14 protein-coding genes are annotated in these 14,779 nt (G+C 61.4%); 5 read left to right on the top strand and 9 right to left on the bottom strand.

Annotated features, from left to right (window positions below; all coding sequences use genetic code 11):
• Window positions 1-16: 16 nt before the first annotated feature.
• The 6 genes from RLO07_RS11615 to RLO07_RS11590 form a co-directional block, all read right to left on the bottom strand.
• Window positions 17-691, bottom strand: coding sequence for a tetratricopeptide repeat protein (locus RLO07_RS11615; protein WP_462292316.1), 675 nt, complete (start codon window positions 689-691; stop codon window positions 17-19).
• Window positions 688-2,493: an asparagine synthetase B family protein gene (locus RLO07_RS11610; RefSeq protein ID WP_462292315.1), complete on the bottom strand. Its 1,806-nt coding sequence runs from the start codon at window positions 2,491-2,493 to the stop codon at window positions 688-690. Before RLO07_RS11610 ends, RLO07_RS11615 begins: the two co-directional genes overlap by 4 nt.
• Window positions 2,480-3,265 (bottom strand): hypothetical protein, encoded by a 786-nt coding sequence (locus RLO07_RS11605; protein WP_462292314.1) that lies wholly within the window; start codon window positions 3,263-3,265, stop codon window positions 2,480-2,482. The genes RLO07_RS11610 and RLO07_RS11605 overlap by 14 nt, the downstream gene beginning before the upstream one ends.
• Window positions 3,265-4,299 (bottom strand): glycosyltransferase family 2 protein, encoded by a 1,035-nt coding sequence (locus tag RLO07_RS11600; protein WP_462292313.1) that lies wholly within the window; start codon window positions 4,297-4,299, stop codon window positions 3,265-3,267. Before RLO07_RS11600 ends, RLO07_RS11605 begins: the two co-directional genes overlap by 1 nt.
• Window positions 4,286-6,007 carry an arsenate reductase/protein-tyrosine-phosphatase family protein gene (locus RLO07_RS11595; RefSeq protein ID WP_462292312.1) on the bottom strand — a complete coding sequence of 574 codons (1,722 nt, stop codon included), beginning with the start codon at window positions 6,005-6,007 and terminating at the stop codon, window positions 4,286-4,288. The genes RLO07_RS11600 and RLO07_RS11595 overlap by 14 nt, the downstream gene beginning before the upstream one ends.
• A 243-nt stretch (window positions 6,008-6,250) precedes the next feature.
• Window positions 6,251-7,222: a PEP-CTERM sorting domain-containing protein gene (locus RLO07_RS11590; protein ID WP_462292311.1), complete on the bottom strand. Its 972-nt coding sequence runs from the start codon at window positions 7,220-7,222 to the stop codon at window positions 6,251-6,253.
• A 329-nt stretch (window positions 7,223-7,551) separates the two neighbouring features.
• Here RLO07_RS11590 and RLO07_RS11585 point away from each other — a divergent pair, with 329 nt between their 5' ends.
• The 5 genes from RLO07_RS11585 (at window position 7,552) to RLO07_RS11565 (ending at window position 12,905) form a co-directional block, all read left to right on the top strand.
• Window positions 7,552-8,190, top strand: a complete 639-nt coding sequence (locus RLO07_RS11585) for a GNAT family N-acyltransferase (protein ID WP_462292310.1) — start codon at window positions 7,552-7,554, stop codon at window positions 8,188-8,190.
• 106 nt (window positions 8,191-8,296) lie between these two features.
• Window positions 8,297-9,028, top strand: coding sequence for a PEP-CTERM/exosortase system-associated acyltransferase (locus RLO07_RS11580; protein WP_462292309.1), 732 nt, complete (start codon window positions 8,297-8,299; stop codon window positions 9,026-9,028).
• Between the two features lie 27 nt (window positions 9,029-9,055).
• A complete protein-coding gene (locus tag RLO07_RS11575; protein ID WP_462292308.1) occupies window positions 9,056-10,465 on the top strand; it encodes a phenylacetate--CoA ligase family protein in 1,410 nt (469 codons plus the stop codon).
• Window positions 10,466-11,692, top strand: a complete 1,227-nt coding sequence (locus RLO07_RS11570) for an ABC transporter permease (RefSeq protein WP_462292307.1) — start codon at window positions 10,466-10,468, stop codon at window positions 11,690-11,692.
• On the top strand, window positions 11,685-12,905 hold the full coding sequence (locus RLO07_RS11565; RefSeq protein WP_462292306.1) for an ABC transporter permease: 1,221 nt from the start codon (window positions 11,685-11,687) through the stop codon (window positions 12,903-12,905). The genes RLO07_RS11570 and RLO07_RS11565 overlap by 8 nt, the downstream gene beginning before the upstream one ends.
• A gap of 7 nt (window positions 12,906-12,912) precedes the next feature.
• On the opposite strand, the gene RLO07_RS11560 is transcribed toward RLO07_RS11565, so the two are convergent.
• The 3 genes from RLO07_RS11560 to RLO07_RS11550 form a co-directional block, all read right to left on the bottom strand.
• Window positions 12,913-13,038, bottom strand: coding sequence for a hypothetical protein (locus RLO07_RS11560; RefSeq protein WP_462292305.1), 126 nt, complete (start codon window positions 13,036-13,038; stop codon window positions 12,913-12,915).
• 139 nt (window positions 13,039-13,177) lie between these two features.
• Entirely contained in the window at window positions 13,178-13,543 is a 366-nt protein-coding gene (locus RLO07_RS11555; protein WP_462292304.1) for a hypothetical protein, read from the bottom strand.
• Between the two features lie 380 nt (window positions 13,544-13,923).
• Window positions 13,924-14,751, bottom strand: a complete 828-nt coding sequence (locus RLO07_RS11550; RefSeq protein ID WP_462292303.1) for an outer membrane lipoprotein-sorting protein — start codon at window positions 14,749-14,751, stop codon at window positions 13,924-13,926.
• Window positions 14,752-14,779: the final 28 nt, after the last annotated feature.

Genomic DNA, 14,779 nt, shown 5'->3' with positions numbered 1-14,779 from the left:
AAGGTATGGTCGGGACTCAGTCCCAGTGGCCGGCCTGGCGCAATTTGCGTTGTAGCCCCGGGAAGGTTACGCCAGCGGCATAGGCTTGCCTGGCGTAGCGGCGTGCCTCGGCATATTGCCCCAGGTCAAAGTACACCAGGCCCATATTGTAGAGCAGGTTGACGTCGTTCGGCGATAAAGCTTCGGCCTTGAGGTAATGTGGCAGAGCCCCGCTGGCGTTGCCCAAGCGGTGTAGATACAGGCCATACAGCATGTGGGGTACAGGATCGTCCGGGGCGTAGTGAATGGCCCTTTGCAGGAAGCACTCTGCGGGATACTTGCGCTTCAGTTCCTTGGATGGGTCGCTGATGGAGAATCGCACTGCCGAGTACAGAGCGCGGTGGTGATTGGGAATCTTGGTCAGTGTATAGCGGATATCGCGTATGGGGTGCGTAACGGTTACACCGCGCACCAGCTGTTCAACTTCCAGGGTAAAGTGATGGTTTTCAACTATAGGCAGCTTGTTCTTGTCGATACGGAAGTCGAATGGGCCATAGTTTTCGGTTCCCGGCCCGGTGCACTGCCGGCCGTCCAATGTTTCTCCTACCCAGGGCGCAACGCCGCGAGCCTCGCCGAGACAAGGCATGGCAAGTAGCGTGGCACACAATGTCAGGATGCTGGAAAGCCCCAGATGTTTCTGCGCATGACTCATAATATGACCTCGTGTGTTTCCAGCCAAATCTCCAGCACGGCCAATAGCCAGATGAGTTCGCCATAATATGAGGCGTGCCCGTCCTTGTGCCTCATGACAGCCTGCTCCAGGAACCGTGCCTGAAAAATTGAGCGCTGGCGCAGTTGCAATACCTTGTCATATGCCATGTCTCGCAGAGGAGTATGAGTCTTCATCCACACACCAAAGGGCAGACCGAAGCCGTGCTTGGACTTGCTGATGGTGGCATCTGGCAGCCAGCCTGCAAATGCCTGCTTGTAAAAGTGCCGGAGTGAATTCCCGGGCAGTTTCCACTGCGAGGGTATCTGCATCGACATGGAGACCAGTGCGTCATCAAGCATGGGGTATCGAACTTCGATGCCCGCCAGCTCGCAGGCCTTGTTGACCTTGCGCAAATCGTTGTCCGCGAGGGTAACCTGCCAGTCCATAAACAGCATGTGGTTCAGGCTGGATGCACCTTCCGGGGTGGCATAGAGCGCATTTAGTAGGGCTGAGGGTTGTCGGGCGTCTATTGCAGAGAGAAAATCCGGTTGAAAAACCTGATCTGGGGAATTCTGCTCCAGGAAGCTGTAAAACTGCAGGCGATCAGGTAGTGGCGTGTTAGCCTGAAACAGAAAGCTCGCAGCTTTACTGCCCAGTCGGCTGCCCTCGGGTAGCAATCCGGACAATGGCTCAATCAATCCCGTTCGAATCCATTGCGGGACCTGGTTGTAGCGTTCGAACAGTTTCTGGTGAGCGTAGCGCTCATTGCCAGCGAAAAGTTCGTCGCCGCCATCGCCTGCAAGTAGCACCGAAATCCCGTCGCGGGCGGCGTGCCGGGCACAAAAGTAGGCCGGTAGCGCTGAGGAGTTGCCGAAAGGCTCACTGAAGGCCGCCGCTATCTCCGGCAGTGCGGCAACCACGTCATCAGGTGTTACGTAGTACTCATGTAGCCGGATTCCAAAATGCTGCGCCGTTATCCGGGCGTAGGCCATTTCATCATAGCCCTCAGCGTCGAAGCCTATGGCGTAGGCATCGCAACCCGATTCCTGGACCTCGCTTAGCATCCCGGCCACTGTGGAGCTGTCCAGCCCGCCGCTGAGAAAAGCGCCGATCTTGCGCTCTCCACCATCGTGGGTGGAACGGCGCACTGAGGCTTTGAGGGTGCTGACCAGAAAGCTCTTCATTGCTGGCCGCGAGCGCGAGGGAGTCTCGCTGAAAGTTGGATACCAATAGCGGAAAAGCTCTACTCCGTTAGCGGTCGCGATACCGCAATGGCCTCCGACCAGTTTGCGAATACCTTGGTAGATACAACCTGGCGATGGGATCATGTGGAAGTAGACATAGTCATACAGGCTTTGACGGTCCACTACTGGTCGCTGCTGCGCTTCCATGACGGGGGGCAGTCGCGTGCTGAGGTAAAGTATTCCTCTGAGTTCGGCGTAGTACAGCGGCTGACGCCCCAGCCTATCGGTGGCGAACAGAACCTGCTGTTTGCAAGGGTCGAACACCAACAGTGCCCAGCTTCCCTGCAGCGCCGTAAATGTGTCTTCTCCTGTGTTTCGGTAGCGAGTCAGCAGCGCATTGGCATCCAATGGCTGAACTGCTTCTGCCTCAGGCGCGAATGCCTCCCCCGCGAGTGCCAGCATGCGGCCTTGCTCATCGCGAGCTAGTTGGCCACCCTGTATGATGGGCTTCTCCGAGTCGGGCTGTGTTACCGCACGCTTTGACATTGTGGGCGCAGACCAATCGCCAAGGACCAGGTGCGCAGTCAGTTCCTTGTGGTTGGGCTCAATTTTCGACATGGAGGAGCACCGTCCTGATACATCGTGGGCTGCCAATAATCCGCCCCCGCGCCTCTTCAAATTGCTCACGGGCAAGTGCCATTACATCCTCTGACACTTGGATATCGGCATAGCTGCGTGTTACGCGTTCGACCTTCCCCAAAACAATGGACTCGGATGAGTCTCCCGCTTTTTCGGTACCAGTCAACGGTTGTTGCTCATAGTGTTCACTCAGGGGCTGCGCAAGGCCAAGGAATTGGCTGACGGCCGCAAGCGTGTGGGTTGTGTCCTCACGCAGGGCGTCCGCGTCCAGATACAGGAAATCCACAGGACAGGACTGGGCAATCCTGGCCAGTGATTGAACCCGTTGGACATAATAGCGTGCCGCGTTGCCGCTGTCTGTGTAGGGATGGTTGGGTTCAACCGATCGATACAGGCTGACGATGCTGGGGATGGTTTTTTCCGGAGGTCGCAGGGCGAACATGACCTTACCCTGTTTGAACAGGGACAGGTCAACGTAGTGATCGTCGTGCAAGACCTTGTCGAAGACAAACCGCGCCGCGCGTTTTGGCGGGTGCCGTGCAAAGTGCAGGAGCTTCTGCCGAACGAGGCTCTTCCAGCTGTAGTAGCCGATATGCAATTCATAGTAGCCCTCAATCTCTGCGTTGCTGCCCAACAGGTGCCCGAGGAGACTGGTATTGGCACGCATGTGGCTCAGCAGCATGACGGGCTGGTAGTGTCTGAAGAGCATCGGGTGGCGCAGCGCGGTGCGCAGGTGATTCAACGCTTGCATTATTTCCCCCGTACCGTAGCCAGCACGCCGAGGTACCATGTGTACGCTTGCCACTTGATGGAAAATCGACAGGCCAGGGCGAGGCGGGCGAACAGCACAGCCAGCGTGTACCGGTAACGTTGTCTGGAATCGGCTGCAAGGTGCTTGTAGAGGTCGGCCAGTCGAGCCTGGCAAGCCGCGGTGACGTCCGGGTGCTCACTCAAGGCCAGGCTTTTCTCGTAGACCCGCACCTGGGAGAGCCGTTTTTCGATGAGGTTCGCCATGGTGGATTCGTTGTCTTTCCGGTCTGCGCGCGGCACATTGTGCCGGCCGATGAGCTGCTTAGTATAGATGATCAGCTGGGCGTGACTCAGTGTACGCAGGTACAGGTCCACCTCGCATTCGTAGCGGATGCCTTCATCCATGCCGCCCAGTTGCATGAACAGGTCGCGCCGGATAATGGTGCAGTTGAGGTGTGGAAAGCCACCGTGGGACAGCAGGACTTTTGGGCTAACCCTGAAGGTGCCAAACGGGGCATTTGGCGTCTGCAATGAGTTCCCCAGGCTCTCTATCCACAGCGGCCCTGCTACCCGCTGGTTATCCGCCGTGTATGCGGCCTGGTTGCTGTAGTACGCATCCACTACGCCATCGGCGGCCTCAATCACCTTGTGCGCGGTCTCGAGATGCTGCATGTCCTCCCAGCTGTCATCGTCATCCAGAATGCACAGGTATATGCCCCGCGCCAGTTGGGCGCCGGTATTGATCGAGTAGCTGGGACCGTGACCATTGGGCCGCTGCGGCTGGTAGTGCCAGTGTGTTCGTGTCTCGGCTTCGGCCTCCAGTTTCCGGTACTGGGGGAGGTGGGTATCGCTGGAGCCGTCGTTTATCACCAGCACTTCAAAATTCTGGAACGATTGCGCCAACACAGACCGCAGCGCCTGGTTGAAAAGCTCTGGTCGGTTGCGGGTAGGCATGATAATGGAGAAAAACGGCTCCCGGTGTGGCTCTTCTGCCGTTGTCATTTCCTCGCTGCTGTAGGCGTCAATAGCCGGCATGGTGGACGGGTAGCTCCCTGACAAGGTACGTTACCGCACGTTGGATATCGTCAAAGCAGGTGCGATAGACAGTCTCTGATTTGTTGTAGGGGTCTCCGATTTCAGCGCAGGGCAGTGCTGATCCGGCTGGACCGGCACCCAGTAAAAAAGTCCTGCTCGCCACTGCCGGGTCCATTGCCACCAACCTGTCATAGTGGCCTTTCTCCATGACAAAGATGATGTCGCTGTCTGCCAGCAGATCAGTGTTCACACAGCGTGACCGGGAGTGAGTCATGTCTACAGCATGTTGCGCAGCAACCTGGACCATTCGCGGGTCCGCGGGGCGCTGTTCCTGCAGGTGAAAGCCCGCAGAGCGAACCTCCAGGGCACGGCAACTGGGCAGCCGGGCCGTCATGAGTGCCTGCGCCAGAGCACTGCGGTTAATGTTGCCATAGCATATGAACAGGACTGTTTTCGATGCCCGGAGTCTCTCACGAACAGTTCCATTGCGCCAAAGCAATCGCTGTGAGAGTGTGAACCACCTCTCAGCCAGTACTGCAAACAGTCGGCTTCCATAACTCGCGATCAAGCGTTTTATTTCGATCAGGCCCGGAAGCGGGTCACTCAGGCACTGGGTATCGAAATGGTGCCGGGGTGACAATACCTTGCTCAAGTCCCGCAACACTTTGCCGGGTGACGGTACCTGGGTTATTTGGTCGCTATGGCTGCGCAGTACCATCTCGTGCCACATGACGTCGCTGGAGAGATTGCGGCAGTAGACGCCACGCCGATAGGGGGGGTAGTCGCCCAATCCGCCAGTCAGGGACAGCTCCGCCTGCATCGCCGGAAAGTCGGCACCGGCGGCCACGGCCAGCGGTAGCGAGCCCCAGAAGCGTCCGTTGATTTCCATCAGGCAGTATTCATTGGTCGCTGGGTCCCACTTGAACTCGACCATCGCGACACCGTTCCAGAGGATTTCCCGGATCAGTCGAGAGGCCGCATCCAGCAGCGCGGGTTCCAGCTCGGTACTCGTGCGGAAGCTGCTGCCGCCTCCGGTCAAGGGGATTTCGTGCAAGCGCAGATGCTGGAAGGCATAAAGGATCTCCCCCTGCTGGGCAATCAGCTCGACACCGGCGCCCAGGCCGCGAAAGTAGCTTTGGAGAATAACCGGGGAGTGCTGCAGGCAAGCCCCGCACTGTTGGTTCAGCTCGGCTTCGTTATCGGCGTAGCTGACGTTGCGTTTGGAATAACCCGCGGCACCGCCCGAGACCGAGTGGCTGGGTTTTACCACGACCGGAAAACGGAGTTGCGGGAGCAACGCTTGCAGCTCGCCGATACTCGAAATATGGAGGCTCTGCGGGGTAGAAACACCAAGGCGCTCGGCAAGCTTGAAGGTTGCCGCCTTGTCCAGCACCAATCGGAGACTTTCCTCATCAGCCATTGCCAAGCGCGTGTGATCGAATTGGTGGCGGTGGCGTGTGAGGGGTACGAGGCTGCGCTCCGTGACGGGAATTACCAGGTCATACCTTGCATTCTGCAGGTGCTGTTGCAGCCACTCCAGAAAGGCAGCTTCACCAAGCAGTGGATCCGGGTATTGAAAGTGTGCGTTGATCGCGTTCGAGTAGGCTGCAAGCGGCGCTTTCCTGGCGCTTGCAACATCCACGATATAGTGCCGAGCCCTCAGTGAGCGGGCAATGGTCAACGCGCTAACCATGTCGGCGTCGAGCACCAATATCCTTTTGATTTTGCGTCCTTTAGTCACTACCTGGGACCGTATGTGCACTTCGAACCGGGGAGATGCTATAACAAAAATGTTGTTGTTGCTTGGGTCTTTTTCCTGTGGCGGAGGGGTATTGCAGCCAATTGATCCAGAGTGTGTGCGATAGGTTCCGTGGGTGCACACAAAAACGGCCTCCTGAGAGGCCGTTTCTATTTGTTGCAGAGGCGGGGGATGACCCCCGCCTTGCTTGCTTCAGCTTTGCTTGCGACGGCGGGCTGCGAAACCCAGGCCAAGCATGCCCAGGCCCATCAGGCCGAGGATGGAAGGTTCTGGGACTTCGCTCACAGCGAAGCGCATCCGCACATTGATCTCGCTGGTGCCGGGATTGAACTCCGGTGTAAACACCCAGATTTGGCTGCCAGTGTCGATCGCGTCACCGTTTTGGTCAACGCAGGGCGAGAACGCGCTGCAAACCAGGGTTGTACTGACGATATCACCATTTTCGTCACGGCTTGGTCCCGGCACCAGATCGAACTCAAAGGTGTACTTGAAGCCATCGCGGATCGCGAAAATCGGTGCAAAATCAATCGCTGCTACACGGTAGACATCATCGCACAGTGTACCGAGCGGCGCCGGGCTGGCCGGGCACAGGGGGTTCGCGCCGGAGTTCAGGGTTTCCCAGAACTCGATCGTCACATTGCTGTTCAGATCTGCCAGGAGCTCGTCTGTCTCGGCAGCATCAGTGTAGATGTACAGGTTTGCCAGGGTATCGGCAATCCAGAGCGGGTTGGGTACGGCGGCTCCGCCATTGATGGTAAGGACCTGGTTTTCCTGTACCAGACGGTCAATAACCCACCACTCACCTTCGTCCCAGGTGTCGCTGGCGTCATCGTTCACAAAGGCGTTGTCGGGATCGCCGTCCCGGCTGATGCTGTTGGTGTGGTCGTAGGACGTAATTTCAATGGAACTGACGCCGCCGTTCAGCGGGCTGTTCCACGACATGGTGGTCTGGGTGCCAGCGGGCGCATCCGGGCCGGGATCGCCAGAGAAATTGAGGCCATCCAGACCGGTTCCACCGGGGAAGAACTGTGCGGTTGACGGATCCCAACCGGCGTTCTGGTTGAAATACAGCGTTGAGAAGGCAGGCGCTGCTACCGCCGAAGTGCCAGCCACGGCCAGCGCGAGGAGACTCGCTGCGCCTGCTGTCTTGATCATCGTTTTCATCATGAATCTCCTGGTTGTCTCTGCCGGCAGGCCCCGATAGGTCGCCATTCTGGTTAGCGTCTGGCCAGTAATTTTGGCCTGGCCGCCGTCGCACGATGTATGAAGCAATGCCTGTGCCACAAATGAAAAGTCCTTTTATTACAACAGCCTGAATGTTTTTCGAGTGTGATATGGGGCTGCTGGGGACGCCCGGTGTAAAAAAATTCGACAGTTGCTGGCGGTCGCCGCGGGTATCCTTTAGTATCCGCGTTGACCAGTGCAGGATACTTCGGTCTCAAAACCTTCCGACATCAAGATGTGGGCTCAATCCCGCAGGGAAAAGTTGTTATATGACCCATCCCGGCGCTTTCCGCCTTTCCAGCTGGTTCAATACCCAAGTCATCACCGCCCCCCAGGATTTGCAGGCCATCTACCGCCTGCGCTACCGCGTGTACTGCGAGGAGCGCGGATTTTTTCCGCCCGGCGACTACCCGGATGGCGTCGAGTGCGACGCCTACGATGCCCACTCTGTGAATTTTGCGGCGTTCGACCAGGATGGCCTGGTGGCAGCGGCGGTGCGCCTGGTATGCCCCGACGAGGCGCGTGGCTTGCCCTACCAGCAGCATTGCCCGCTGTTCGACGATATTCTTTTGCCCGACCCTGCGCGGTCGGGCGAAGTCTCCCGCCTGGTGCTCAACAAGGGCTTTCGCACCCCGCCCGGGGGCGGCAGCACCGGCACGGTGGTGATGGAGGTCTACCGGGCGATGTACCAGTACAGCCGCGAGCAGGGCATTCGCTACTGGTACGCCGCCATGGAGCGCCCCCTGGTGCGGATGCTGGCCAGGATCGGAGTGGTGTTCGAGCGCATTGGCCCCCGGGCTGACTACTGCGGACCGGTTGCGCCTTATCTGCTGGACCTGGAGGAGCTGGACCGCCATCTGGCGTGCTGCAATCCCGATTTCCTGCAGTTCCTGTCCTCGACCCCGTAGAAGAGAGCAAACCTGCCCGATGGCGCGTGTTTTCGTGTTTTTTTTTCGTGCTATGCTGCCCCCATAAGCACAACGCAGACAAGTGCCATAGACGATGGGGATAACAATGGATTCCGACGCCGCAGCATCGCTGGGAGCCCTGGCCAAGTACTTTTCGCTGCATTCCTACCAGCAGGGCAGCGACGGCGCCGAGTTGAATGACCTGTATGCACTGCGCTACCAGATCTATTGCCTGGAATGCCATTTCCTTAATGCCGCCCGTTATCCCGACGGGCTGGAAATCGACGACCATGACCAGCGCTCGGCCCATTTCTCTGCGACCAATGCGGAGGGGGTAGTCGCAGGAACCGCGCGCCTGGTACTGCCGCAGGCGGACCTTCCCTTTCCCTTCTTCGACCACTGTCCGCCGTTCCCGGATTTCGAGCCGCCCCCGGAGTCTGAATCCGGCGAGGTGTCGCGCCTCGCAGTGAAACGTGAATACCGGCGCCGGGCGGGGGACACCCTGTGGGGGATCAACGAGTCCCACCTCAAGGGGCCGTCCGCGCCGGATGAGTCCCCCCACGGCGAGAAGCGGGTCAACGCACCCCTGCTGGTATTGGGGCTGTACCGGCAGATCTACCGCTTCAGCTGTGAAAACGGCATCCGCTACTGGTACGCTGCCATGGAGAAGGGGCTGGCCCGGGTATTGAAAATATACGGCTTCAACTTCACCCCTATCGGCCCGGAGAGCGACTACTATGGCCCAGTCACCCCCTATCTGGGGGATCTGCGCAGGCTGGAGCGTGAACTGGAGGCGTCCAACCCCGCACTGCTGTGGTGGTTTCGCAGCGGGCCCTGAGCGGCTGCTGGCGGCCTGCCCTGACTGATGCCTTTCCTGAGCCGACTCAAGCGCTCCCTGCTGCTGGCCATGCTGGGGCGGCAGACCCCGGACAAGCTGCTGGCGCTGGCCCGCAAGCGCCTGCCGCGGGTCTTTGCCCGCGCGGCGCGGCAGTCCCCGGCCTATGCGGCGCTGCTGGCGGACGCGGGGGTGGATGCCGCGGCCTGCCGCAGCGGGGAGGAGGTGCTGGCGCGGGCCCCGGTGCTGGCCAAGGCGGACCTGTTCGAACGCTTTCCGGTCAACGAGTTGCTGGTGCGCGAGGTGGACCCGGCCCGCCTCGGTGGCGTCCTCACCAGCTCCGGCCACGGCGGCAGCAACTTTGCCTTCGGGGTCAGTACCCGCAGCCAGCTGCAACTGGCCGCGGACGACATCGATCTGGGCCTGCAGCAGGCCTTCGGCATCGACCAGCGTTCCACCCTGCTGGTGAACTGCCTGCCCATGGGCGTGTTCTTCACCTCCAATACGGTGTGCGTGGCCAATGTCAGCGTGCGCGAGGACATGGCCTTCGCCATCCTCAACCAGGCCGGGCCCCTGTTCGAGCAGGCCATCCTCTGTACTGACCCCCTGTTCTGCAAGCGTCTGCTGGACTACGCGCGGGCGCAGGGGTTCGACTGGTCGCGGTTGCGCATGAATGTGGTGCTGGGGGAGGAGATGTTCTCCGAGGACTACCGCACTTACCTGGCGGCGGCGCTGGGGGTGCCGCTGGATGCGCCCGGGGGTTCACTCATTGGCAGTTCCATGGGGGTTGGGGAGCTGGGCCTGAACCTGTTCTTCGAGACCCCCGAGACCATCGCCCTGCGCCGCGCCTGGCATGCGCGGGACCCAGACCAGGTGCTGCCTTCTTTTTTCTGTTTCAATCCCCTGCGCAGCTATGTGGAGGTGCTGGAGCCGGATGGGGACGGGGTCGGGGATCTGGTGATCACCATGCTTGATGCCCGGGCGCCGATCCCGATGATCCGCTACCGCACCGGCGACCGTGCCCGCTGGCTGACCGAGGCGGACCTCGCGCCGCTGGATGCCGACAGCCGCGCGGCCCTGGCAGCGCTGCCGTTTCCGATGGTCGCGGTGCTGGGGCGGGACAAGGATCAAATCGATAGTCACTGGCACGTGGACCACTTCAAGGCCCTGCTGTACCGGCGGCCGGAGGTGGCGGACCAGCTGTCCGGCGCCTTCCGGGTGCTGCGCCACGGCGAGGGACTGCGCCTGGACGTGCAGCTGGGCCTGGCGGCCACGCGCACGCCCGAGGCGGTGGCGACGGAGCTGACGGCGCTGATCGCGGAGTCCGCGGCGCGGCGGGGAGCGCCGGTGCCGGAGCTGTGCTGCTTTCCCTACCACGCATTCCCCCACGGTATGGGCCTGGATTATGAGCGCAAGTTCCGCTATTTCCCCGGGGTCTAGGTGAGCGTTTCCGCCCTGCTGATGCCGCTGCTGCTGGCCCTGCGCAACCTGCGCCGGCAGTTCCGCCGCAGCCTGACGGCGCTGCTGTCGATCGGCTTCGGGGTGGCGGCGCTGCTGGTGGCGCTGGGCTTCAACGAGGCCATGTTCGACGAGTTCCGCGAAGCCACCATCCGCTCCCAGTTCGGCCATCTGCAGGTGTCCCGCCCGGGTTTCCAGGACCGCGGTCGCAGCGACCCCTGGGCCTACCTGCTGCCGGCGGAGATTGCGGTTGACCCAGCCCTGCTGCCAGAGGGCGCCACGGTGGCGCCGCGGCTGCTGCTGAATGGCCTGGTCAGTTTTGGCGAGGTGACCCTGCCGTTCATGAGCGAGGGTATCGACCCGGCCCTGGACATGCTCGACGACCGCTCCCTGCGCATGGTTGAAGGCCGCCGGCTTGCGGCGGGCGACCACCGGCAGCTGGTGCTGGGGCAGGGCCTGGCGTCTCAGCTTGAGGTGGCAGTGGGGCAGTCGGTGGTGTTGCTGGCCAATACCCCGGACGGTCACCTGGGCGCGGCGGAGGCGGAGGTGGTCGGCATCTTCAGCTCCTTCAGCCAGGAGTTTGACGACGCCGCGCTGCTGATGCCCATCGACCTCGCCCGCGGCCTGGCCCAGGTGGACGGCGCCCATGCCTGGCTGGTGTTCCTGGAGAATACCCGCGATACCGACGCCGCCCTGGCGCCGGTGCGGGCTTCCCTGCCTGGCGCCGACTTTGATGTGCAGCCCTGGCACGCCCTGGCGGAGTTCTACGCCCGCGCCTCGGCCCTGTTCCAGCAGCAGCTGGACCTGGTCAAGGCGATCGTGGTGTTCATCATCCTGTTGGGAATCAGCAATACCATGATGATGAGCGTGCTGGAGCGTACCGGTGAGATCGGCACGGTGATGGCCCTGGGCAACAAGCGCGCCTCGGTGCTGCGCGGGTTCCTCATCGAAGGTGCCCTGCTGGGCCTGCTGGGCGCGGCGCTGGGGGTGCTGGTTGCCCTGGGCCTGGGCCAGCTGCTGGCGCTGGCCGAGATCGAGATGCCGCCCCCGCCCACCTTCGCCCGCAGCTACCACGCGGGCCTGCTGATCACCCCCGGCATGGTGCTGGAGACGGTGCTGATCGCCTGCGTCACCACTACCCTGGCTTCCCTCTACCCCGCCTGGCGCGCCTCGCGCATGGTCATCGTGGATGCAATCCGCCATGTTTGAGCTGCTGCGCCTGGCCGCCCGCAACATCCTGCGCCAGCGCGGCCGATCCCTGATGACCCTGTTCGCCATCGCCTTTGGCGTGGTGGCACTGATCCTGGCCGGCGGCTTCATCAAGGACACCGTCGACGAACTCGGCGAATCCATGATCCACTCCCAGTCCGGCCACCTGCAGGTCAATCGCGACGGCTACCGGGAGCAGGGCAGCCGCGACCCGGGGGCGTTCCTGATCCGTGAACCGGAAGCCCTGCGGAGCAGGCTGGCGGCCCTGCCAGCGGTGGAGGAGGTGATGCTGCGCAGCGTCTTCTCGGGCCTGTTGAACAACGGCCGTACGGACTGGGCGATCATGGGGGAGGGGGTGGAACCCGCCGCCGAGGCGCGCCTGGGTACTTACATCAACATCTCCGAGGGCCGCCAGCTGGCGGAATCGGATCCCTTCGGCATGCTGCTCGGTGCCGGCGTGGCCCAGGCTCTCAAGCTGGCCCCCGGGGACTGGGTCAACCTGCTGGCCAACACCACCGATGGCGCGGTCAATGTGCTGGAGTTTGAAGTGGTGGGCATCTTCCAGACCTTCTCCAAGGACTACGACGCCCGTGCCGTGCGTATCCCGCTTCCAGCCGCCCAGGAGCTGCTGGGGGATGACGGTGTCCACCTGGCGGTGCTGCGGCTGGAGCGCACTGAGGCCACCGCCGCGGTCAAGCGCGCCGCGCAAGCCGTCCTGGCGCACGATGGCTTTGAAGTGCTGGACTGGCGGCGGCTGAACCCCTTCTACGAGCAGACGGTGGAGCTGTACCAGCAGCAGTTTGGCTTCCTGGTACTGGTAATCCTGCTGATGGTGACCCTCAGCGTGGGCAATACCATCAACATGAACGTCTACGAGCGCGCGGCGGAGTTCGGTACCATGCAGGCCTGCGGCGCCCCGCGGCGGGAGATTTTCCGGCTGATCCTGCTGGAAAGCGCACTGCTGGGGCTGGCGGGAGCCATGGTGGGTGTAGTCGCCGGCACCGGCCTGGCGCTGCTGATTTCCTGGATCGGCATCCCCATGCCGCCGCCGCCCAACTCCGACATCGCCTACGTCGCCCTGATCCGCCTGGCCTGGTGGATTACCGGGGTGTCCTTCCTGATCGGCGTGCTGGCGCCTGTCGTCGCCGCCTTGCGCCCCGCCCGGCGTGCGGCGCGGGCGGATATCGCGGAATCCTTGCGCCAGGCGGTTTAGGGGGTAGTTAGTTGCGTTGCTCTGCTGCGTCGAGTTTGTCCAAAAGCTCCAGGCCGCGATTGACCTCACCCGCAGCCGCCAGGTTGCGGAATCGAGTTTCGCTATCAAACTCGGCAAGTGTCTGAGTTGCCATGGCATCCTCCTCCTGGTAGTTGCTGTGGCGTCACTACAGACAGATCTGGAAACAGCCGTTCAGCCGGGGTTAGTAGGCATTGATCAGCACACTGGTGTCTACGCGCGGGCGGAAGAAAAATCTCCGCGGATATAGTCACTCACAACAGCCAAGCCTGTACCTGTGGTACCAACAAAACCAAAACGATAAACCCCAGCATCCAGGTATGCACGGACAGCACCTGCGCAAGCTTGCCGAAGCGACCCTCGAACTTTACATCCTGCTCGGAAAACCGACGGTCGATTTCCGCAAACCGCTTATCGAACTTGGCGTCCTGCTGCGCAACCCGCGCATCAAGTTTGGCGTCCAGCACCGCCTCGAAATGATCCTTCGTCAGGATGTTGTCCGCATAAAATCCAAACGCTTCCGCCATAAGTTCCGCCTGCGCATCAGCCTGGGGCTCCGGCACCCCCGCGTCTCTCAGACGGCGGGCAAACCTGAGCGAATCGAATGCCAATGTGGCCATGATAGCTCTCCTGCGGGCGCTGGCAAGAGCCTGTCTCTCACCGCAGCTATAGCATGGCAAATTTGCTGCAACGGGCGTATATCAAAACCGGCCAACTTTCAGGAGAGTGAGGGAATTTGGTGTTGCACGGGGATTGGTCGCCTGGCCACGTGCAGCACTCGGCTTCGGCAGCGGTAGGGGCAGAAGGATAGACGCGCAGTCGAAAGGACCGCCGCACGGCGCGGGCGGACATTGCGACTTATTGCATTGAGCGTAGCGTACCTTTGCTTTTCTCCGACAAGGACTTCACACCTTTTGTTCAGCATCTCCAACTTATCGAGGTGCGATGACGAAGTTGGGGGCGCCAATATGCGTACTTATTGGTGCCCCATACTAGCTCATCACAACCGCCGCAGGTACTGCTGGGTGAACATCCGCTCCGGCAAGTCCTTGACCTCCATCGTGGTGTATTCCAGCACTGAGTAATCGCCCTCCTTGAGCGCATCCTCGAGCATCAGCCGGGTCGGACGCAGGCGGCCGGCGAGTTCCTGGAAGTTCTCGTAGCGGCTGGTTTTCAGCAGGCGCCCGGATACCGCGTAGAATTCGGCCTTGAGCGGCCGATCGTCCGCCACTGCCACCCAGTAGCGCACCTTGGCGTAGGTGACGCCGCGGCCGGCGGCGGTGAGGTCCAGCACCCAGGCCTTCTCGCCGTCCACCATTTCGGTTCCCGCCAGTTCCGCTGTGTAGTCGCCGGCAAAATTGGCCCGCGCCAGATCGCCATTGGCCACCTGGCCGGTCAGGCGCTGGGACAGCGACAACCGCACCGGCTGCGACACGGTGGGCATGAATATCCACAGGTCGCGGCCGCGCATCAGCAGGGCCTGGCCGCGCTCCGAGGCAGGGGATTCGGTGAGCACGATAGTGTTCTCGTTACCCCGCGACATCACCTTGTATTCGCGCACATCGCCCGCGTCGCCGTCGCTGTAGTTGGTGACGGTGATGAAGGTCTCGAAACTCTCCCGGGGAAAGCGTATGGCGTCCGCACGCTGCACCAGTGCAGTGGCGTCGACGCTGGCAAGGTCCAGTGCTTCGGCTTCTTCCTGTGCGCCGCCGGCTGCGTCAGCCGCAATCTCCACCGCGTGAGCTGTGCCGGCAGCCAGCAGGGCCGCCAGCAGCACCCCCCCCAAAATGGTCAGAAAGTCGGGATTTCTGCGATATGTCTGAATCATGGGTGCTATCCTCCCGGGGTGTATCAAT

This window comes from Haliea sp. (assembly GCF_040221975.1).
Lineage (GTDB): Bacteria > Pseudomonadota > Gammaproteobacteria > Pseudomonadales > Halieaceae > Haliea.
The sequence above is the reverse complement of the archived record's forward strand: the minus strand, read 5'-3'. Positions and strand labels throughout refer to the sequence as shown.